20 protein-coding genes and 1 riboswitch are annotated in these 20,188 nt (G+C 66.9%); of the genes, 6 read left to right on the top strand and 14 right to left on the bottom strand.

The window, feature by feature from the left end:
- A partial coding sequence (locus MJ785_RS03140; RefSeq protein WP_305039881.1) for a biotin/lipoyl-containing protein occupies positions 1–589 on the top strand: 589 nt, incomplete at its 5' end.
- Between the two features lie 173 nt (positions 590–762).
- Here the strand turns inward: MJ785_RS03140 and MJ785_RS03135 are convergent.
- On the bottom strand, positions 763–2,136 hold the full coding sequence (locus tag MJ785_RS03135) for a M20/M25/M40 family metallo-hydrolase (protein WP_239310533.1): 1,374 nt from the start codon (positions 2,134–2,136) through the stop codon (positions 763–765).
- A gap of 454 nt (positions 2,137–2,590) precedes the next feature.
- Between MJ785_RS03135 and MJ785_RS03130 the strand changes: the two genes are divergently transcribed.
- Together MJ785_RS03130 and MJ785_RS03125 are read left to right on the top strand one after the other, a co-directional pair.
- A complete protein-coding gene (locus MJ785_RS03130) occupies positions 2,591–3,466 on the top strand; it encodes a hypothetical protein (RefSeq protein ID WP_370651611.1) in 876 nt (291 codons plus the stop codon).
- 192 nt (positions 3,467–3,658) lie between these two features.
- Entirely contained in the window at positions 3,659–4,864 is a 1,206-nt protein-coding gene (locus tag MJ785_RS03125; protein ID WP_239405019.1) for an ABC transporter substrate-binding protein, read from the top strand.
- A gap of 18 nt (positions 4,865–4,882) precedes the next feature.
- Here MJ785_RS03125 and MJ785_RS03120 read toward each other — a convergent pair whose 3' ends face one another.
- Positions 4,883–5,431 (bottom strand): hypothetical protein, encoded by a 549-nt coding sequence (locus tag MJ785_RS03120; RefSeq protein WP_239346682.1) that lies wholly within the window; start codon positions 5,429–5,431, stop codon positions 4,883–4,885.
- A 400-nt stretch (positions 5,432–5,831) separates the two neighbouring features.
- Here MJ785_RS03120 and MJ785_RS03115 point away from each other — a divergent pair, with 400 nt between their 5' ends.
- Positions 5,832–6,041 carry a BldC family transcriptional regulator gene (locus MJ785_RS03115; RefSeq protein ID WP_239310471.1) on the top strand — a complete coding sequence of 70 codons (210 nt, stop codon included), beginning with the start codon at positions 5,832–5,834 and terminating at the stop codon, positions 6,039–6,041.
- Positions 6,042–6,204: 163 nt separating this feature from the next.
- Here the strand turns inward: MJ785_RS03115 and MJ785_RS03110 are convergent, their stop codons facing one another.
- Positions 6,205–7,413 carry an FAD/NAD(P)-binding oxidoreductase gene (locus MJ785_RS03110; RefSeq protein ID WP_239310470.1) on the bottom strand — a complete coding sequence of 403 codons (1,209 nt, stop codon included), beginning with the start codon at positions 7,411–7,413 and terminating at the stop codon, positions 6,205–6,207.
- Positions 7,414–7,505: 92 nt separating this feature from the next.
- On the opposite strand from MJ785_RS03110, the gene MJ785_RS03105 reads away from it, so the two are divergent.
- A complete protein-coding gene (locus MJ785_RS03105; protein WP_239380011.1) occupies positions 7,506–7,784 on the top strand; it encodes a hypothetical protein in 279 nt (92 codons plus the stop codon).
- The gene (locus MJ785_RS03100) at positions 7,781–9,304 is read left to right on the top strand and encodes an MDR family MFS transporter (RefSeq protein WP_239310468.1); all 1,524 of its coding nucleotides are present in this window, start codon (positions 7,781–7,783) and stop codon (positions 9,302–9,304) included. Before MJ785_RS03105 ends, MJ785_RS03100 begins: the two co-directional genes overlap by 4 nt.
- Positions 9,305–9,307: 3 nt before the next feature.
- On the opposite strand, the gene MJ785_RS03095 is transcribed toward MJ785_RS03100, so the two are convergent.
- The 11 genes from MJ785_RS03095 to MJ785_RS03045 all read right to left on the bottom strand — a co-directional run bounded on the left by MJ785_RS03095 (position 9,308) and on the right by MJ785_RS03045 (position 20,091).
- A complete protein-coding gene (locus MJ785_RS03095) occupies positions 9,308–9,757 on the bottom strand; it encodes a peroxiredoxin (protein WP_239310467.1) in 450 nt (149 codons plus the stop codon).
- Positions 9,758–9,922: 165 nt separating this feature from the next.
- Positions 9,923–10,843, bottom strand: a complete 921-nt coding sequence (locus MJ785_RS03090) for a hypothetical protein (RefSeq protein WP_239310466.1) — start codon at positions 10,841–10,843, stop codon at positions 9,923–9,925.
- A gap of 9 nt (positions 10,844–10,852) precedes the next feature.
- Positions 10,853–11,563, bottom strand: a complete 711-nt coding sequence (locus tag MJ785_RS03085; RefSeq protein WP_239310465.1) for a VWA domain-containing protein — start codon at positions 11,561–11,563, stop codon at positions 10,853–10,855.
- Between the two features lie 112 nt (positions 11,564–11,675).
- The gene (locus MJ785_RS03080) at positions 11,676–12,809 is read right to left on the bottom strand and encodes a hypothetical protein (RefSeq protein WP_239310464.1); all 1,134 of its coding nucleotides are present in this window, start codon (positions 12,807–12,809) and stop codon (positions 11,676–11,678) included.
- On the bottom strand, positions 12,800–13,663 hold the full coding sequence (locus MJ785_RS03075) for a PP2C family serine/threonine-protein phosphatase (RefSeq protein ID WP_239346687.1): 864 nt from the start codon (positions 13,661–13,663) through the stop codon (positions 12,800–12,802). Before MJ785_RS03075 ends, MJ785_RS03080 begins: the two co-directional genes overlap by 10 nt.
- Positions 13,660–14,274, bottom strand: coding sequence for a hypothetical protein (locus MJ785_RS03070; protein ID WP_239310462.1), 615 nt, complete (start codon positions 14,272–14,274; stop codon positions 13,660–13,662). Before MJ785_RS03070 ends, MJ785_RS03075 begins: the two co-directional genes overlap by 4 nt.
- A 215-nt stretch (positions 14,275–14,489) precedes the next feature.
- Complete coding sequence (locus MJ785_RS03065) at positions 14,490–15,653, bottom strand: hypothetical protein (RefSeq protein WP_239380010.1); 1,164 nt, start codon at positions 15,651–15,653, stop codon at positions 14,490–14,492.
- Positions 15,654–15,979: 326 nt separating this feature from the next.
- A complete protein-coding gene (locus MJ785_RS03060) occupies positions 15,980–16,354 on the bottom strand; it encodes a hypothetical protein (protein ID WP_239310460.1) in 375 nt (124 codons plus the stop codon).
- Positions 16,355–16,797: 443 nt separating this feature from the next.
- Positions 16,798–17,631: a peptidoglycan-binding protein gene (locus MJ785_RS03055; RefSeq protein ID WP_239310459.1), complete on the bottom strand. Its 834-nt coding sequence runs from the start codon at positions 17,629–17,631 to the stop codon at positions 16,798–16,800.
- 133 nt (positions 17,632–17,764) lie between these two features.
- Complete coding sequence (locus tag MJ785_RS22120; protein ID WP_370651603.1) at positions 17,765–18,523, bottom strand: C40 family peptidase; 759 nt, start codon at positions 18,521–18,523, stop codon at positions 17,765–17,767.
- A gap of 3 nt (positions 18,524–18,526) precedes the next feature.
- Positions 18,527–18,688, bottom strand: a riboswitch (cyclic di-AMP (ydaO/yuaA leader).
- A gap of 197 nt (positions 18,689–18,885) precedes the next feature.
- A complete protein-coding gene (locus tag MJ785_RS03045; RefSeq protein ID WP_239310458.1) occupies positions 18,886–20,091 on the bottom strand; it encodes an acyl-CoA dehydrogenase family protein in 1,206 nt (401 codons plus the stop codon).
- Between the last annotated feature and the right edge of the window lie 97 nt (positions 20,092–20,188).

Genomic DNA, 20,188 nt, shown 5'->3' with positions numbered 1-20,188 from the left:
GGCCGAGCTCAGCGCCACAGACGCCGCCGCGCTCCGCGGCGCCGGCCGGCGTGAGACGCTGTCCCGGCTGCTGTTCCCGGGTCCGTGGCGGGACTACGCCGCGGCGTTGGCCGCATACGGCAACAGTTCGGCGATCCCCACCGAGGAGTTCTTCTACGGTCTCACGCCGGGCAAGCCAGTGGTTGTCACGGTTGAACCGGGTGTCGAAACCATCGTCGAACTACACGACATCGGTGGGCCGGACGACGCGGGCATGCGCACCCTCTATCTGCGGGTCAACGGACAGCCACGGCCTGTGTCGGTACGGGACAACTCGATCGCACCGGCGTCCACGGCCGCTCGGCGTGCTGATCCGGGTGATCCGGCGCAGATTCCCGCCGGGCTGCCCGGCCTGGTCACCTACACAGTCACTGTTGGTGATCATGTTGGCCAAGGTGATCGGCTCGCGACCATCGAGGCCATGAAGATGGAGGCCGCCGTCACCAGCCCGCATCCGGGAACCGTCGTCGAGCTGCTCCGTTCGTCCGGCGTCTCGGTCGAGGTCGGTGACCTTCTGCTCGTCGTCACCCCGGACCCGGCCACCGGCTGACCGGGTAGCCCGGCCCTGGGCCCGGCCGTGGCCCCGATCGTCCACGCGGCCGCGGTCAGGCCCAGGGCCGTGGCGGACCGTCGGCAAGCCCGATGGGCGTTGGGGTGTCGTTGTGATGATGCCGAGAACGCCCGTCCGGCGATGGTGAGGCGACCGTACGCGGTTATACGCGGTTACGAGGCGGCGAGGAAGCGGTCGAGGACGCGGACGCCGAAACGCAGCGACTCGACCGGCACCCGCTCATCCACGCCGTGGAACATCCCGGCGAAGTCCAGGCCCGCGGGCAGCAGCAGTGGGGAGAAACCGAAGCAGCGGATTCCGAGCCGAGAGAAGGACTTGGCGTCCGTGCCGCCCGAGAGCATGTAGGGGACGGCTCGGGCGGCCGGGTCCTCGGCCCGCAGCGCGCTGGCCATGGCGTCCACCAGCGGTCCGTCAAACCCGGTCTCCAGCGCCTGGTCGTAGACGACCCAGTCACGGCGGACCGCCGGGCCGATCAGTTCATCGATCTGGCGGAGGAACTCCTCCTCCTGGCCGGGCAGGAAACGGCCGTCGACATAGGCGGTGGCCTCCCCCGGGATGACGTTGACCTTCTCACCGGCGTCGAGCTGCGTCGGGTTCACCGTGTTGCGGATCGTGGCTCCGATCATCCGGGCGATCGGCCCCAGTTTGGCGATTGTGGTCTCCAGGTCCTCGGCGTGTACGTCGATGCCGAGTGCGTCGCCGACGGAGTCGAGGAACATCCGGACGGTCGGGGTCAAGACGATCGGGAACCGGTGGCGGCCCAGCCGCACGATCGCCTCGCACAGCGCGGTGACCGCGTTGTCATCGTTGATCATTGATCCGTGCCCGGCCCGGCCGGCAACGGTGAGCTTCATCCAGGCGATGCCCTTCTGGGCCGTTTCGATGGGGTAAAGGCGCAGGTCGTCGGAGATCGTGTAGGAGAAGCCACCGACCTCGCTGATGGCCTCGGTGCAGTCCGCGAACAGGTGCGGATGATTGTCGACCAGCCAACGGGCGCCCAGGACTCCGCCAGCCTCCTCGTCGGCCACAAAGGCGAGAACCAGGTCACGCGGTGGGCGGCGGCCGGACCGGACAAGATCACGAATGACCGCGAGGGTCATTGCGTCCATGTCCTTCATGTCGACGGCGCCCCGGCCCCACAGGCAGCCGTCGAGGATCTCGCCCGCGAAGGGATGCACCCGCCAGTCCGCCGGATCCGCCGGTACCACGTCGAGATGACCGTGGATGAGCAGCGGCGCCCGGCTCGGGTCAGCCCCTTCGACCCTGGCGATGACGCTGGCACGGCCCGGCTCGGATTCCAGCACGGTCGCATCAAGGCCGACCTCGGTGAGCTTGGCGGCAACATACTCGGCGATGGCCCGCTCGTTGCCGTCACCGCTCCCCCGGTTCACCGAGTCGATCCGCAGCAGGTCCCGGCAGATCTCCACAACCTCGTCCTGCGCGGTTACGTCAGGTAGCGAAAGGTGATCAGATGCGACGGATGTGGGTGTTGTTGTGTCATTGACGGTTGGGTTGTTGCTTACCATGGGGTTAGTTTGCCAGTGTGTTGCAAGATCATTTTTAGCACGAAGCATCGTCAACAGCGTTGACTAACGTAGTACAAGGCCGCCAGGCCAGGCTGTCCTCCCAGCACCCTCGGGCAGCCCGCGGCACGCCCTCCCGGGGATACTCGCGTGCGGAACCAGACAGAAATACCCCGAGTAAACAAAGATGCCTGTTTTTCCTGTCACATCAGGCCAGTGCGTACCTGTTGTTCATCAGCCCGGAATACGGATTTTGCAACCCCGCCCTAATCTCACCGACGGACTTCGGGCCCGCCACCGGCAGGCCCGGTATCGCGACCCAGGGACAAGGCGGAGAATGACACGCACACGCCAGCCGGTCAGCCGGCGGGCATTTTTCCCGGCGTCCGGTCGAACAGCAGCCGGCGTGACCGGCGCAGCCAGGGGCCGCCGCGTCGCGGCACTCATGCTGACATCGATGATAACGGTAATCCTGCTTGGTCAATCCACCCCGGCGCAAGCGGCCGACTCCACTCAGTACGGTGGCGACACCTCTCGCGGCCTGGGTGTCGCCATTCCGTTCAGTGGTTTCACCGACCGCAACGGACGGCCGGCTACGATCTCGGGTGCGGTGGGCGCGGACCTCGTCCTCGGCTCAACCGCCCAGCCATATCTACCGTGCCAGAACTTCAACCCTCAGACCGGTACCGGTGACACCTTTGTGAATGCCTGCGAGGTGCGCGGGAGCTACGCCACCTACACGCGTTTCGCGGCCGGCAACGGAATCCTCTTCCCGCACGGCTACTTCATGCCCGACACACAGCCCGACCTGGTCAACGGCGGTTCGCTGCGGACGGGCTGGGGGGCGCGCACGGCCGGGCTCTCGCTGGAGTTCTACCCTGACGTCACCCGTGACCAGGAGTACGTGCACTCCCGTTTCTACGTCGACCGGTTCAACCACCGGGCGAACGGCTGGACCTACTCCGCCTACGTGGGGACCATCAGGCTCGCCACCCTGGCGGACCCGGGCACCGCCCAGATCACCGGAAACGTGACCAGGGGCGGGGCCACACCCGCCAAGAACGAGATCAGGTTCACGGTCTTCGGCGGCGACGCCCGTTCGTCCGCGGGATACCCGATCTCCTCATTCGCGGTCACCTACAGCTCTGGTGCCCCCGGCTGGACCACCGGAGCGATGTACGCCGGGGCGCAGCGCGTCACCGTTGACGACACCGCCACCGGCCACCAGTGCATCTATGATCTCCAGCGCATCACCGGTGCGAACAACCGGGTGGACTTCGACGTCGCCCAGCCCGGCTTCGGTCGCGGCGGCGGTCGGTGCAACTTCGGGTGAGGCAGCCGCCCCATACGGCCGGGCACGCGAACGGACGATCATAAGGCGACGGAGCACGAAGGATGCCAGTCGTGTTAATTACCACGGCTGGCGCCGGTGACCGCCTAGTTTGGTGGGGTGCGACGAATTGCTGCGGGATCACGTGATAGAAGGCCGCCCGCACGCCGTGGATACGGGCGGCCGGCCATAGCCATGGCCGGCCTGTGCATCGGAATCACGGTCATGCTCCTCGCCTGCGACGCCCGGAACGCATCGACCGGACCAGCCGCGGCCGTTGACTGCCGGGAACCCGGAGTAACCAGGGACCAGATCAAGCTGGGACTACTGTATCCCGATACCGGAAACGTGGCGTCGCTCTTCCTCCCTTTCCGCGCGGGTGTTGACGCCCGCCTGGGCGTCGTGAACAGCGCTGGTGGCATAAATGGCCGAAAGATAACGTACACCTGGCGCGACGACGAATCACAAACCGCTGCCAACCTTGCCGCGGCCCGTGCCCTGGTCGACACCGACGACGTCTTCGGAATCATCGAATCGACCTCGGTGGCGAGCGGTTCAGCCGCATTTCTGCACGACCGCGGGATACCGGTCACCGGTACATCCCTGGAAACAGCATGGACAATTTACGACAACATGTTCAGCTACTCCAACCTGATCGCCAACAACGCGTCCATCACAACCTGGGGTGACTTTGTCGCCGCGCATGGCGGCCACAGCGCCGTCGTGGCGCAGGCGGCCTTCTCCGCCACGTCGCTCAGCTTCGCCGACGAACTGACCGCGAGCCTGCGGTCAGCGGGTGTCCGAGTCGTCGGCAACCTCGACGTGACAGGCCCCATCGATGCCGCCGACGTCGGTCGACGTATCAAGGCCAGCGGAGCGGACGTCCTCGTCGGGGCCGTGACCGCCATCTCCTTCGGCCAGGTCGTCGCGGCCGCCCGGGCCGCCCGGGCCGGATTACGGATCATTCTCTCACCAACCGGCTACGACCAGAACATTCTGCGCACCTTCGGCGACGCCCTCGCCGGTGTCTACATCTTCGTCGACTACACCCCCTTTGAAACCGGCACACCCGCGCATCAGGAATTCCTCCGAGCCGTGCCCTCTTACGCGCCGCAACTGCAGCCACCGAATCAACAGGCCGCGCTCTCCGGCTGGATCTCGGCCGACATGTTCCTGCGCGGGCTCGCCGACGCCGGGTACTGCCCGACCCGCCAGCGCTTCATCACCGCGCTGCGGGGGGTGCACGACTACAACGCGCACGGCTTGCTGCCCGCTCCGGTGGACTTCGCCACCGGCTTCGGTCAGCTCAACCGTTGCTACACGTTTCTACAGGTCAGCCCGGACGGCAGCCGCTTCCAGCCCGTCCCGCCCACGCCGCTGTGCGGCTCACGCCTTGGCTGACCGCGGGTCTCGGCGACGCTACTGCGGGCCGAAGACCAGCGTGACGCTCTGGGCACCGGCGGCAGCGTCCGAGGAGATCCTGACGTTCTGATTGTATCCCGTGAAGATCAGTTCCATCGAGCTGTCGGACTTGATCTGCTGCTGGAAGGTATAGCCGGCGGCGGGCATCGCCTGCCGGTAGTACCGGATCGCCGCGTCCCCGGTCACACCGCTCAACGCGAGGGTCACTCCGGTGCCCTCGGAGGCAAGGACCGTCGGCGTCGCGCCCTTGGGAAACGGGAAGTGCTTGGGGACGGCTGTTCCCTGCAGCGCGGCGAGCCCCGTCTTCGCGCTGGCCGCCGCGCTTGCCGTCGCCGTCGGGACCGCCGGCCGGGCCACATCAAGATCGGTGGGCAGATCGGTCGGCAGATCGGCGGGCAGGGCCGCGACGGAGGAGGCGCCAGCCGCTGACACCGACGGCGGGGGCACGGCAGGCGTGGAGCCGCCGCATCCACCGAGCAGGAACAGCAGACCGAGCGTGGCACCGGTCGTCACGGTCCGAGTCCGTCGCCGCTCGTCGCGACCCATCGAGCCTCCCGTTACGGACACGCTGCCCATCTATCTCCCATCCAGTGCGCTGACCCGTGCCCATGGTGACCGGTCGAAAAACGAAAAGTCCATAAAAGCCGAATCCGGGCGGGCCCGCACCGACGGCCCGAAGTACCTGGAAGGTACCGCCGGCATCACTAAAGTACCGGCTACCGGACGCCCGGCCTCACGACCCCTTGCCTGACCAAAAGAAGCGGCATGGTGACCTTTGGTAGGCATACCCCCGGCTGATCCCACCGAATAATTACCGAGAGTAGTTTTCCCACCGTGGACGCGCCCGGACTAGTCACCACATGACCCCGACGTGCCATGCCCGAATTGCCCTCGAAGGAAGAACCGTGTGTATATTACACATCGACGTTCTGTGATGGGAGGCTGTGTGGCAACGACACGAACACCACAATCCGCTCCGCTGCTGACACCTGCCGAGGTGGCCACCATGTTCCGAGTGGACCCCAAGACGGTGACCCGGTGGGCCAAAGCTGGGAAACTGACCTCGATCCGTACCCTCGGCGGCCACCGCCGCTATCAGGAAGCCGAGGTCCGCGCGCTCCTTGCGGGCATCGCACCCGGGGATGATCTGGTCTAGTCCCGACAGAGTCGACCCCCCGTGGGGATCCCTGGCCAGGTCAGGCTGGCGGGGGTCCTCACGGGAGCCCAGCCGCGCGGGTCGTCAGGCAGGCAGGCTCTCAGAGCGCGTGTGCGATCGTCATTCCGGCTCACTGATCGAGAGCCCGATCTCACACACGCTCTCAGGCGAGGCCTTTGAGCAGCAGGTTCCAGTACATCAGCGGCAGGCCATAGCGCTTGAGGTACCACATGTCGCGACGTTCCTTCTGCGCGTTGACCAGGCGCGGCGGGAAGGTCGGATGGGGCCGCATGCTGTAGTCGAACTCCGCGAGCAGCATCTTGTTCCGCGCGGTGGTCAGCGGACACGAAGCATAACCGTCATACTGTCGCGCGGCCGGCTGACCGGTCATGACCGACAGGAGGTTCGCGACCACGACAGGAGCCTGCTTGCGGACCGCGGCTCCGGTCTTGGCGTTCGGCGAGCCGCTGGAGTCCCCGAGGGAAAACACGTTGGGGTAACGCGTGTGTTGCAGTGTGTGCTTGTCCACGCAGACGTACCCAGCTGGATCAGTCGGGTCCGCCAACGGGCTTTTCTTGATCCAGTCTGGCGCGCTCTGCGGCGGGACGAGGTGCATCAGGTCGTAACCGATGTCGTCGGTGGCGCCAGTGACACGGTCGATGACGACAGCACGGCGCGCATCCGGGTCGACCTCGATGAGCTCGCTGCTGACCCGGACCTCGATGCGATAGCGGGCCGCGACCTTCGCCAACACGTCCGCGAACTCCCGGATACCAAACAGGCTGGGGGTGGGCAGCACGAGCACGACCCGGATGTCGTCGAGAACACCCTGCTGACGCCAGTAGTCACAGGCCAGATAAGCGATCTTCTGGGGCGCGCCGCCGCACTTGATCGGCCCGGCGGGCATGGTGAACACAGCGGTGCCCGAACGCAGTGAGCGGATTATCTCCCAGGTCTTCGGCGCGAGCTCATAGGTGTAGTTGCTTGACACCCACGGGGTGGTGACCGCCTCCCCCATGCCGGGGATCGCCGTCCAGTCGAGCTGGATTCCCGGGCAGACGACAAGATATTCATAGCCGATCCGGGTACCGCCAGCAGTGGTCACGACCTGGTTGTCGGTGTCGATCGTCTCGGCGCGGTCCCGGACCCATGCGACGCCAGCGGGCATGACGCAGGCCTGGGGGCGGACGCTGCTCGCGAGGGGCGCGCACCCACCCCCGACGAGCGTCCACAGTGGCTGGTAGCAGTGGGTGTCGGCTGGCTCGACAAGACCGACGTCGGTGATACCGGCACGCCGTAGTCGAGCCGCCACGGAAACCCCGGCGCTGCCACCGCCGATGATGAGCGTCGTGTGGTGGGTGGTCGCGACCATGACAAGCCTCCATGTGCACCGATGGGTGGATTCCGGCCGGACCAGCGGTGCTGGACGGGTGGTGCTGGACGGGTGAGCCGACGGTCAGGCGGGTGCCACTAGAACCGCTCTCCGTTACTCATCCGTTACCGAAACACCATGATGATCATATCAACGCGGCCCGCGCCACCGGGGCCGATCACCAGAATTTGATCAAAGACACTTTTGATCAAGAAACCCTCAGCGGCGCCCCCTATGGTAAAGTTGTATACAGCAACAAATTTTTCACGCACCGCGGTCGCCTCATCGCCTGGATGACAGATACTCACGAGGCATCGCCCGCGCGACGCCCGCAGGCGTCTCACCTCTACCGGGAGGTCAGCATTCCTTGACTGCCACCACCATCGAGACGCCGTCCCCGCAATCCGCCCCGGGACCGGACGAGGCCGTCGCCGCGTACTCGCACCGGCAGATCATGACCATCATGTCCGGGCTGATGCTCGGCATGCTGCTCGCGGTCCTCGACCAGACAATCATCTCCACGGCGCTGACCCGGATCAGCGAGGACTTCCACCGCCCCGACCTCTACAGCTGGGTGGTGACCTCCTACCTGCTGACCTCGACGGCGAGCACTCCGCTCTACGGCAAGCTGGGCGATCTTTACGGCAGAAAAAAAATCTTTCAGATCGCCATCGTCATCTTCCTGCTGGGATCAGCGCTGGCCGGGCTCAGCCAGAGCATGATCCAGCTAATCATCTTCCGAGGCGTACAGGGCCTGGGGGCCGGCGGTCTGATCTCACTGGCGCTCGCCATCGTCGGCGACGTCATCTCCCCCCGCGAGCGAGGCCGCTACCAGGGTTATTTCGGAGCGATGTTCGCCGCCTCCAGCATCCTCGGCCCGCTGATCGGCGGCTTCCTCGTCGACCAGGCCTCCTGGCGGTGGGTGTTCTACGTCAACATCCCCGTCGGCATCGTTGCGCTCATCGTCATACGCAGAGTGCTGACAATCGACTATGCGCGGCGCACGGCCCGCCTGGACATTTTCGGCGCCCTCCTGCTCGTCGGCGGAGTATCGCTGTTTCTCATCGCCGTGCAGGATGCCGGCCAACAGGCTCGGATAACACAAACAATCTTCATCGTGGCCATCGCCGGGCTTGCCCTCATCGTCGGGTTCGCCGGTTGGGAGAAGCGGGCCGCTGAGCCGATACTGCCGCCGCGGCTGTTCGGCAACGCGGTTTTCCGCGTGACCAGCACGCTGTCCCTCATCACCGGCGCGATCATGTTCGGCGCGATCATCTTCATGCCGCAGTACCTGCAGCTGGTGCGCGGCAGCAGCCCCACCCTGTCGGGCCTGCGGCTACTGCCGCTGCTCGCCGGGATGCTCATCACCTCGGTCGGTTCCGGGCGGCTGGTCACCAAGCTGGGCCGTTACAAGATCTTCATCATCGCCGGCACCGGGGTCATGACGGCGGGCATGGCCCTACTCACGCTCATCCGCGTCGGCACCAACGGCTGGCTCCTGTCCGCGATGCTGTTCGTCGTCGGCTTCGGCCTGGGCCTGTTCATCCAGAACACCGTCCTGGCGACGCAGAACAGTGTCGACATCGCGGACCTCGGCACCGCCACCTCAGCCGTTACGTTTCTGCGGACGCTCGGCGGCGCGGTGGGCGCCTCCAGCCTCGGCGCGATCATCATCGCCTACCAGCGCTCGCACGTGGCCGGCGACATCGAACGCTACGGTCCCCATGCGGGACCGCTCGTCACGTTCACCCATGGCATGGACCACGCCTACCTCTGGACGGTCCCGATCGGGCTTGCCGCCTTCGTGCTCTCCTTCTTCATGCGGGAACTGAACCTACGCACCACAGCCGCCACCAGCGCCCGTACCGCCACCGCTGAGCCCGCAGCTTGAAAGCTACGCGGTGTCGGCACGCAGCGCATCCAGAGCGGCATCGGCATGCCGGTTCATGGACAGCTCGGAGCCGATGCGCGCAAGCACCGTGCCGTCCGCCCGCAGGACGAAGGTGACGCGCTTGTTCGGCCCTGCCCTGCGCTGGACACCGAATGCCCGCGCAAGTGCGCGGCTGGTGTCGGCGACCAGCGGGAAACCGAGAGAATGCTTCGCGCTGAACGCGGCCTGCCGGGTGACATCGTCGGCACTGATCCCGATGACAGCGGCGCCCAACGCGGCGAACTCGTCCGCCAGATCGCGAAAATGGCAGCTTTCCCTGGTACAGCCGTAGCTCATCGCCGCCGGATAGAAAAAGACGACCAACCGGCCCTTGGCCAGCAGGTCCGCCAGGCGCAGCACCGCACCTGTCTCGTCGGTCCCCGACAGATCCCCAACCCGATCTCCAACATCCATACGGCGATCCTCTCGCATCGTGGGACAAGGCATGCTCCAGGTACGGCGTTCGATCTCCCAGGATGATGGGTATATCACTGCCGGCCGGTCAGAATAAAGATCAAATAGCACGCCCAACGCCGTCAACACCGTTGACTAAAATGAGCCACACCCATGCCGGGCGAGTCAGTCCTCAAGTGGCGCTGTCGTGGGATGCGAGCCCGCGCCGGATCGCAGGTACCGGTACCAGACAAGCGCGGCGGGACGGGCTTGCGGGTCGCCGGAGACGCTGGCCCGCAGCAGGTCGACGCCGGTCCGGTCCAGCACACCGCCGGCGGCGGCCACGGCGTCATCGGCGGTGACCATTCGGCCGGGCACGAGGGCACGGACGATGAACAGGCCGAGCTTGAACAGATCGGAACTGATCGACTGGGGCTCATGCGCCGCGGGGGGAAAGAAGTCCGGCGTGTGCCCCTGATCGACGACCGGCGCGTTGCCGACCTTTCGCACCGCGTCACAGTCCACCAGAAGCACGTCCGGAGTCGGCCACAGGCGGTACAGGACGTTACGGGCGGAGATATCACCGAAAACAATGCCCTGATTGTGCAGAAACGCCACGAGATAAGCCAGCCGCAGACACAGCCACCAGCGCTGCGCGCGGCTCGGGAGCGGCAGGCCGATAGATCGTAGCCGGGCGGGGTCGACGAACAGCGATCGCGCCTCGTTCGGCTGGCGCTCCGGCCGCCCCGCCGGTGTCGGGAACAGCTGGAAGAACGCATCGGGTATGAGCCGCATCACAACCCCGGCCACCCTCGCCCGGGCGGGGACATCACCGTTGTCGACGACGATGCGAAGCGGCCAGGTCAGATGCGTGTCAAACCACAGACGCTGTTCCGCCGGCAAAGCCAGCCGCAATGCGATGATGTTGGCCATGCCCTGGGGCGGCACCCGCCCCAGGGCGGAATGATATTCCTTGTAGACGAGTGGCACAGCCACCCCAGGGAGATCAAAATCGGGCAGCCGGTAAATGCGCGCCTGGCCGCCGCGGCCCAGTGGCTCGACCCGGCCGAGTTGTTGCCGCGCGACAGCGGCATCCTGCCATCTCATGCCGCCCGCTCAGTACCGGCTGTCCGGATCGATCCAGGACTCGGGTGGATCGACGATAACCGTGTCAAGGGCATGGACGTCCGTCTCATCAATCACAACCATCTCCTGGTGGCCCGAAGCCACGACGCTCCGTACGATGATCTCAGTCAGGTTCTTTATCGCGCTTTCCGGACTGGCTGACCGGCTCTGTATGAACAACGGCACCGTCGGTGCCGGATGAGCCAGCGCCCGCATGATTTCTGGATTCGAGTCGGCGACGGCACAGGGAATGACGTTCGGTGTGCTCTGGCACTCCCTGAGCAGCGCCGCAAATGCCGCCTCCCAGGCGCCGGGGGGATCGTCGAAGGGCTCGCCGTCGCTGAGGAAGAACACCCCGGGCCGGCCCACGGCAAAACCGTCGGCCTCCAGCTGACGGCGGTCGCGGTCGACGGTGGCTCGCAGCAGGTTGAACGCGGGCGCATACCGGGTGCCGTCATCACGGCATGCCAGGCGCGGGAGCGTCGCCGTGTCGAGCAGGTCGCAGAGCGGAAGTACCGTGCGGCTGCCACCGGCAAAATCAATCACACCAACCCGGACCCGCGCCGCGGCGACCGGATCGTGCGCCAGCGCCTCCCCGATCCGCCGCAGAATGAGGTTCGCCGTGTCCAGGCGCGGCCCGTCCATCGACTGCGAGACATCCACCACGAGGTAGAAGGGAATCAAGGTGGTTCGACCGTACACAGCTACTTCCTTCTGCCGATCTCATCGGAACGCGCCCACCGGCCCGCCGGCGCGCTGTCGGCCAAATGCCGTCGAACAGCCGCTATCGAGTGGACTGCCATCAGGCGGGCCGCTATCGGGCCGCGAGGAGCAGGATTACCAGCACGGCGATCAGCAGAGCCCCGACCACGAGAAAAACATTGGCGGCCTTCGTCCTGGACGTACCGGACGCGTCCACAACGCTGTCCGTCAACAGCGGAAAGGGGTCGAACTGGCCCGCTTCGGCCCGCCCGCACCACGGGCATTCCGCCAGATGCCCGCTGTAGGTGTGCTCCGGCCGGGCGTCACAGCTTTTCACATCAGCCCAGGCGAGATCGAGCGCTTCGGCCCATTCCTGCGCGGCGGGGCGCGTCCCGGCCACGGCGTGGCCGGCCCCGAACGCCTGCCTGGCCAGCTCCGCGACCCGCGGCGGGAGCACGCTGGGCGCAATCGCCTCGGCCGGAACCTCGACCTCGCTCGGCGCCGTCAGGACGGTGATGCCGTACTGGATGTTCGTCTCCGGCGACGGGTCGACATCCAGCGGCCGAGCCGGAATACCGTGAAACGGATGGTCCCCGCACAGCAGCAGCTGGCACACCAGCACGGCGAGGGTAAACCTGTCCGTTGCGACGCTCTTGGGCCCCGCCAGCTCGGGCAGCAGTTCAGGTGCGGCGTATTCCGGGGTAACGGTATGGCATGAGAACACCTCGCCGGCATGGGAGAACTGCAGCGAGTCACAGTCAAGAAAGCTGATCAGGCCGTCCGCCCGGACATGGATGTTGGATGGCGCGAGATCACCCACGACAATCTCCTGGTCATGCAGGATCGCGACCAGCTGAGCCAGGTTGCTGGCCACCCCCAGCAGGAATCTCCAGTCCTTGTCCGGGAATACTGTCAGGCGGGTGAGGTGCTCCAGGAGCGTGCTCAGCGGATGATCGTTGGAACGGCGCATGACGTACCCGAGCACCGCCCCGGCGGAATCGCGGGCCAGTTCCTGCGGCCATACCAGTCCCGGATGGCCGGATCCAGGCTCGACGAACTGCGACGCGGTGAAAGCCCGGAGCATGTGCTCAAGCCGGCGGCCGCGCTCGGCGTCGGGCTCCCGGTAGATCTTCACGGCCTGCCGGGAATCAGCATCCACGGCGTAGACAATCGACTCGGTTCCGCTGCCGAGGACAGTGGAACAGGTCAGCCTGCGTCCGTCCACAAAAATCTCGGTCACCGACACAGGACCGCCACCAGCAGCGTCGTGTCGTCCTGGGTCACTTCCGTGACCGCCTCCCGCAGCAGCAGCTGGACGAGCCCGGAGGCATCAAAATGATCATCGTCGAGTAATCCGAGCACGGTGTCGATCACCGGCTCGGTAGCCACCGCCAGCCGGCCCTCCGGGTCACGTCGCAGCGTGACGGGGATCAGACCGTCGGTCGACATGAACACACCGGTGATCCACGGGTCGTAGACCGCGTTCACCCGGGCAGCCCGGCTCGTGTCCGAGGTCAGGAAGACCGTCTGGCTGGCGTGCTCGGGGTCAGCGCTCCCGGCGTCGAGCAGATGCAGGTTGGTCTGTCCCCCCTCACCGGTGCGGACGACGATGAAGCCGTCTCCGATGCTCAGATAACCGATCAGGGGATAGGCAAGCACGACAACCGTCAGTGTCGTCGCGAACTCGCCGATGTGCTCCCGCCCGGCGACCGCGGTGACAACTCGACGAAACTCCGTGACGATTTCCTCATGCGCGGCTGCCAACAGCTGGCGCAGGTCAGGCGCGGTCGCGGGCCGGCCGCTGGGGTGGATCCGGTCGCGCACCAGCCGGGTGGCCATCGCGACCGCGAGCCGGGATCCCTCGGCTGACCGCGGGGCGGATCCGGCGCCGTCGGCCACCGCCAGCACGTGGACGTCGGGCAGGGATCCCCGCTCGTACAGTGAAAGGTGCGCGAACGAATCCTCGCACCATTTCCCTTCCCGCACGTGTGAATAGCCCTGGACGCTGGCCCCCCGGATACGCCAACGGTAGGGCCGGACGCCGCCCGCGCTTCTTCCCGTGGGCGCGGGCTGCCGGGCGGGCTGCCGGCCGGAGGTCACGCCTGCCTCGGCTGGTAACCGCGCAGCTTGTAGTTGGGATCCTCCACGCTGCGGTCCAGTTGCAGCAGGATGTCACTGAAATCGAACCGGCCGTATACCATGTTTCGTTCCGGCGCGAACGCGCGCAGGGTTTCCTGGCCCAGATCGTCGATGGGTGGGATGCCGATCGCGAAGAGGGCAAGCTTCTGAGCAGCCTCCAGGCCGCGAATCTCTCCTGCCAGCGGGTGCCAGTCCGACGCCGGCTTCCCCTCCTCGTCGGTCGGCCTGCCATCGGTGACAAGCCAGACGAGCGGCCGCTTCCAGGTCACCTTTTCCTGGGCCAGCTGCCGCTTACGTGCTTCGATAACCGAGATACTGAGCCGAATCGCCTCGACCAGCGGTGTCACGCCGTCAGCGCTCAGCTTCGGTGGCCGAAAACTATGGGCCGGGACGAACGGAGTCCGGTCGCTGCGCGGATCGAAACTCTCGTCCCCACGCCACTTGCGCACTCCCCCGGCGCCAAACGTTATGAGCGCGAACTCGGTGGTCGCCGCCATCTTCTCGCCCGCGTGCATGCTTCGCGCCCAGCTGGCGAGCGCGTCGTTGAGCTTGTCGATCGCCTCGCCGCGCATGGAATAGGAGGTGTCCATGCAGAGGACCACGAGCACGCGATGACTGGGCCGGGGAATGGGGATGTTCCCAATAACGTCCCGTGGCTGACGGCGGTCCGTTGCCCGGTCGGGGCTGTTACGAGGTGCCATGGTGTGATCTGTCCCCGTTCCCAGTTCCAGTAGGCCGAAAAAACACGATCATGGGCTCCGAACCGCGCCGGATGTCTCAGCGCACGCTATGGACGAGGCCCGGAGCGGCCTTGCGCCGGCCACGCCTGCAACCCATCCACCTCGTGCGTCCTCAACACCACCTGGCTGCCGACGCGGGGCCGAGGCGCGTCGGGACCCCCCATCCATCGGGCCCGGTAGAGCCCCCCGTCGACCGCGACATAACCCTGCGGGCCAAAAGCGGAATGCACCGTGCCGAGCTGGCTGACGGCTATGTTTGGCGGCGCGACAGGTGACACTGGCCGTGATTGGGCCCGCCCCCCGTCCATGCTGTCCGCGTCACTGGCGGGCTCCTCCCCGGCATGGTCCCCGCGCCGGCGGCCGATGGCGAAGCCAAGCACGAGCATCACGCCCGCAACCAGCACATAGGCCAGCGTCGACAGTATCGATGACAGTACCGAATGGGGCTGAGCCGGCGGGGACCCCGGCGGGGTCACGGGTGATTGCGCCGTCGGGGAAGGGCTGGCGGACGGCTGAGCCGGATCGGCCAGGCTACCCAGCGTCTCCACCTGTGCCGCCCGCCCAAGGACGACAGCCAGGAAAAAGGAATCACCGCTGGTCGTGTACATGCCCGCGGTCCGTTCCGCCGGGGTGCCCGCCACCTGCTCCTGACATTCCTTCACGCAGGACAGCGCCAGCCCGTGGTTATGGGACAGCGCGCCGCGGGCCTGGTCCCAGTCAGCGAACCGGTGGTCGGCAATCGCCAGCAGCAGCGAGCCAGCCGTCCCGAGATCCGCTGGACCGCCTGTCGCGGGCCCAGCCAGCGGCACGGCCTGAGACGACAGGGCCTGAACGGCGAGCACCGCACGACGACGGAAGATCGAGTCCAGATCGGTCAGCGTGGTGGGGTCATTGGCCAGCGTGGCGGCGCGGGCCACCCGCACCACAACGGCTCCGCCAGTTTCCGGTATGCCTTTGAGCAGGGTGTTCAGATTTCCCAGAACGCTTCGGTCGACCTTCTCCGGCAGCTCAACGACACGGATCGCAAAGGCGGTGTCACCGGCAGCTCCCAGTGGGGCAAACGCGGATACCGGCGGCACCCCCCAACGGAGGATGAACGACCCCAGGGCGAGTGTCAGGAGCAGGCCCACGACGCTGACGGCCGCCCCGGCCGCGGGCAACAACGCCCGTAATCGGGCCGGGCCTCGCCCGGCAACGCCCGTTTCACCCACTGTGCGGCAATAATGGCCTCTTCGCAGCAACTAAGCCCCCCCTGAATGTCTGCTGCTGTTTGTGACAGTACAGGCCATCATGGTGATCAGAGAAGAGCATAGGCCCCAAGCCGGCAGGCACCCCCAGCGGCGGCCCGCTGGGGGTGCTCTGTGTATCCGGTCCGCACACACCGACGCTATGATCGCGGTCTGGGCGCGGCATCCGCCGCCGTCCGCGCCCGTGATGTCGCGCTGGTCCACACGTGCCACCCGAGCGACGCCGGGAGGCTATGCGCGCCCGGCAACAGGGCGCTTGTGCCCTGGCCGGGATCAGCCGTGGACTGTTCTCACTCAGAATCCGCCTGTTGCTCCGGCCCGCCGAACGCCTGCCGGGACCCGCCGAGGGGCTCGGCCTGCTCGTCGCCAGTGGCTTCGGCGCCCGGCTGCTCGGCTTCGGCGCCCGCTGGCCCGGCCTCGCCGCCGGCCTGTGCCGCCTGGCCGGTGCCCGCCGTGACACCGACCAGTTCGCGTAGGCGTGCCTCGATGTACGGCTCGGTATAGTGCGATCTGTCCGCGATCCGCCGAACGAGGTCGTTGACGCTGGAGACGGCTTCGAGGTCCGCGGTGCTCACCTGGACGAACTGGTCAAGTATCTGATACCGGATCTCCCGCCAGTTCTGCCGTAGATACTGCTCAACTTGCTGCGCCTGCTGCTGCTCCATTCGATCGCCTCCACCACGAGTCGTCGTTTTTCAGCCATGCGAGGCTCCGGCAGCAGAGCGTTCGATCAGGCAGCGGCGTCCGGGTGGATGGATCGCGAGGCCGCGGAAGGATGCGCCCTGGTATTGGGCGTGGACCGACGACAACGACGCGAGGCGCCGCCCGGGCGGCGCGAGCCGGACAGTCCTGTTGCCGGAGCCTCTCAATCTACGACACCCGAACCAGGAGTCAACCGGAAATCACGAGCGCCCGGCAACAGGGGCACAGATATCCATGTCCTCCGTTGCGGATTTTCTGCGGAAAACCGCGCTTTGCCGCGAGCTGTATATGCCCAGCGTGATACCCATGCGCAGGGATAACGCCGGAGGTGGCGACCGGGGTGCCGGGGTGCCCGTGCGTCGCCGCGTCCCCTCTTGTCGACCGCTCAACGAGCGCTCAACGACCACTAAGCGGCGGAATGGAACAGCGCGGCGCGGGTCCGCGGACCGACAACGCCGTCGGCCACCAGCCCGTGCCGGCGCTGGTAGGCCTTTACTGTTCCGGTGGTGCGCGGCCCGAAATTCCCGTCCACCGCGACCGGGTAGCCGTACCCGGCCAATTGCCGCTGAATCTGACGGACGCCGGGACGCAGGCGGTGCGTGTAACGGACCGCCTGCACGCGGGGAGCCGGCGCGTCCGGTCGTGCCATTGCCACACCGGGCGCGTCGGCCTGGGCAGAAGTGTTGACAGGGCCGCTGGGAACGGCCGGGTAAGCGCTTGCGCCGCTGTCACCGCCCGCGCCGGCGGCGGCGGCAGCCGCCGCGCCCCGCCCGAGGTACCGGCGGTAGGAGCCGTTGGTGTACGTACTCCATGCTCCGATGCCCTGCACGTCGCATACCCGCCTGGCGGCCTGTGCGTTGACGGCTGGATCGAACAGATCCGCCCCGCCGACCCAGCTCGCATGCGCCCGCATGTTGATCTGCCATAGTCCGCGGGAATCCTCGCCGCTGGAATTGTGCGCGTCCGGGTTGCCGCCGGACTCGGCCAGTGCGACCGCGACCCAGGTTCCCAGCGGTATCCCGGCGCAGCCAGCCAGCCCCGCGTTCCTGCCAGCACCGGCGATGGCAGCGTCAGAAACAATTCCTGGAGCGACAGCGCTCGTGCTGGGCGGAGCCACGGGGCTCGCGCTCGCCGGACTCGCGGTCAGCATCATGCCCGCCGTCGCGCCGATGACACCGGCGGCGGCAGCCACCGCGCCGCGGTTGCGTTCGGGCTGCTTCCGGTGGCTTTTTCCTCGCATTTTCCGGTGACTTCTTCGGTGTGTTCCGCTGGATAGTGTTCCACTGGACATGAGCAGCCAGTTCACCTCAGTATCGTTGATCGGATCAGTAACGTTGATCGGCGCGTACCCGCCTGGCGGTCCGGCCCGGTCATCACCCCAGGCGGCCGACCAGATAACTCGCGGAATAAATCTTCTGCAGCCGAACGACGGTGCCGGTGTGGGGCGCGGCCCACATCATTTCGTTCCCGGCGTAGATTCCCACATGGTAGATGTTTCCGGGCTGACCGAAGAAAATGAGATCGCCGGGCTGCTTGGCATCCTGCGATATCTTCCGCGACGCCGCGTACTGGGCGTCGGTCACCCGCGGCACACTGCGGCCGAGCTGTTTGTAAATGTACTGGACAAGACCAGAGCAGTCGAAGGAGTTCGGGCCCTGCGCGCCCCACGCATACGGTTTACCCGCCTGCTTCGATGCCAGGTAGACAACCTTCTCGCCGAGGCTCCCGGCGGACAGCGACGCGCTGTCCTGCTGCGTTGACGCGCTGTTCTGGTCCTGCTGTCCCGCCAGCCCACGTGCTGGTTCCTCCGCCCCCGTGGCGCCCGTGGCGCCCGTGGCCGGACCGGGCTCCGCGGGGGCTGTCCCGGGGGCTCCCGCGGCGGTGGTGTCACCGGCCCAGGCCGGCACGGCGGCGGTGGCCTGGGGCGCATCGGTCGGGCTGTCGGCCCCGGTGTCGTTTGCCAGCGCCGGGGCTGACAAAGCGGTCAGGGCAACGGTACCGGTAGCCGCGGCGGCAACCACGGCGCGCGCGGAGCGACGGCCAAAACTGGGCTTGACCGGCTGCGCACGGTGACGACCGCGGCGGGAAATAATCGTGTCGGCCGGATCTGAGCACGCCTGATCTGCAGGCAACGATGATCCTTCCCGTACGCCTGCGAGGTTAGCTGTCGGGTTCGGGCCGGGAAGCCCGGTCGGCACGCACGGGATGTGCGGCCGGCTTCACCCCAAGGACGTCGTAGTGGCAACGACGCCCGGCGGGACCTGGGTCCCCCGCTTCTGCCCTGGCGATGGTGAGGAGGGGACACCGGGCCGAGGGCAGAACTCGGCGTCCGGCCCGGTGCTACTGAGAGCCCGGCCACGGTAGCGAACTACGCCCTGTGACCGCAAGGCCTAATTTTCCGCGAATTTCGCCGCAAGTTGGTTACCGTTCGTGTTAACCATCCGGCCAGGCAGCCCACGGACAACAACCGGAAACAGGTTGGCGCTACCAGCCGTCATGGTGCGTCTGGACGGCTGTCATGGTGCCGACGGACCACCCGGCGGGCGATCGCCCAGCGATGGGTCTCCGACGGTCCGTCATAGATGCGGAAGGGACGCACCTCGCGCAGGAAGCGCGACAACAGCACATCCCCGGAGATACCGAGAGAGCCGCAGATCTGCAGCGAGCGGTCGACGACCCGCCACACGGCCTCGGCGGTGAAGGTCTTCGCGATCGCGGTCGACTGGGCTCCGGAACGGCCCTGGTCGAGCTCCCAGCAGGCCTGCATGATCAGCCCACGGGACGCGGCGATGTCGATCTCGTTATCCGCGATCATCGCCTGAGCCATGCCCAGCTCCGCCAGCCGGGAACCGAACAGCCGCCGGTCCGCGGCCCTGGCCACGGCGATGTCCTGGGCCCGCCGGGCAATACCCAGCCAACGCATGCAGTGGGTCGTCCGGGCCGGGCCGAGGCGGACCTGGGCGTAGTCGAAGCCCTTGTCCACCTCGCCGAGCACAGCCTCGTGCGCTACCATGCAGCCGTCGAACAGCACCTCGCAATGGCCGCCGTACAGGCTTTCGTCCAGGGTCTCGATATGACGGACGATCTTCATGCCAGGGTTGCCCGCGTCGACGAGGAACATCGTCGCCCCGCCGCGCTGCCCCGGCTCGCCCGAGGTGCGGGCCATGCAGATCGCGTATCCGGCGCCGTCCGCGCCGCTGATGAACCACTTGCGGCCGTCGATCCGCCAACCGCCCGCGTCCTTCACCGCGCGTGTGGTCAGCGCGGTCGGATCCGACCCCGCTCCGGGCGCGGGCTCCGTCATCGCGAAGCAGGAACGCACCGCACCGGTTGCCAACGGCCGCAGGTAGCGCTCCTTCTGCCCGGCCGTCGCGATGACCTCGAGCAGGTGCATGTTGCCCTCGTCGGGAGCGGCGATGTTCAGCGCCAGCGGGCCGAACAGCGAGTAGCCCGCCTCCTCGAACACGGGCGCCCGGCCGCGCATGTCCAGGCCGTGCCCGCCGTACAGCGCCGGTACGTGCGGGGCGAAGATCCCCGCATCCTTGGCTGCCTGCTGGAGCCGTGCGCGCATCGCGTCGCCGCCGCGCGCGGCAACGCCCCCGAAGCGTTCCTCCTCGGGCATGACGACGGTCCGCACAAATTCGGCGGTACGCCGGGTGAGATCGTCGACCACCGGGCCGTGATCAAAATCAACGGGCACGTGCACCTCCGTCACGCCGGCTCGCGTCGCCCGCAAGGCGAGCTGTCGCGGATCCAGCTGACAATCATCGATTTTTTGCCAGCAAAGCAGGCTGGCC

Source organism: Protofrankia sp. CiT1 (assembly GCF_917627335.1).
GTDB lineage: Bacteria > Actinomycetota > Actinomycetes > Frankiales > Frankiaceae > Protofrankia.
The sequence above is the reverse complement of the archived record's forward strand: the minus strand, read 5'-3'. Positions and strand labels throughout refer to the sequence as shown.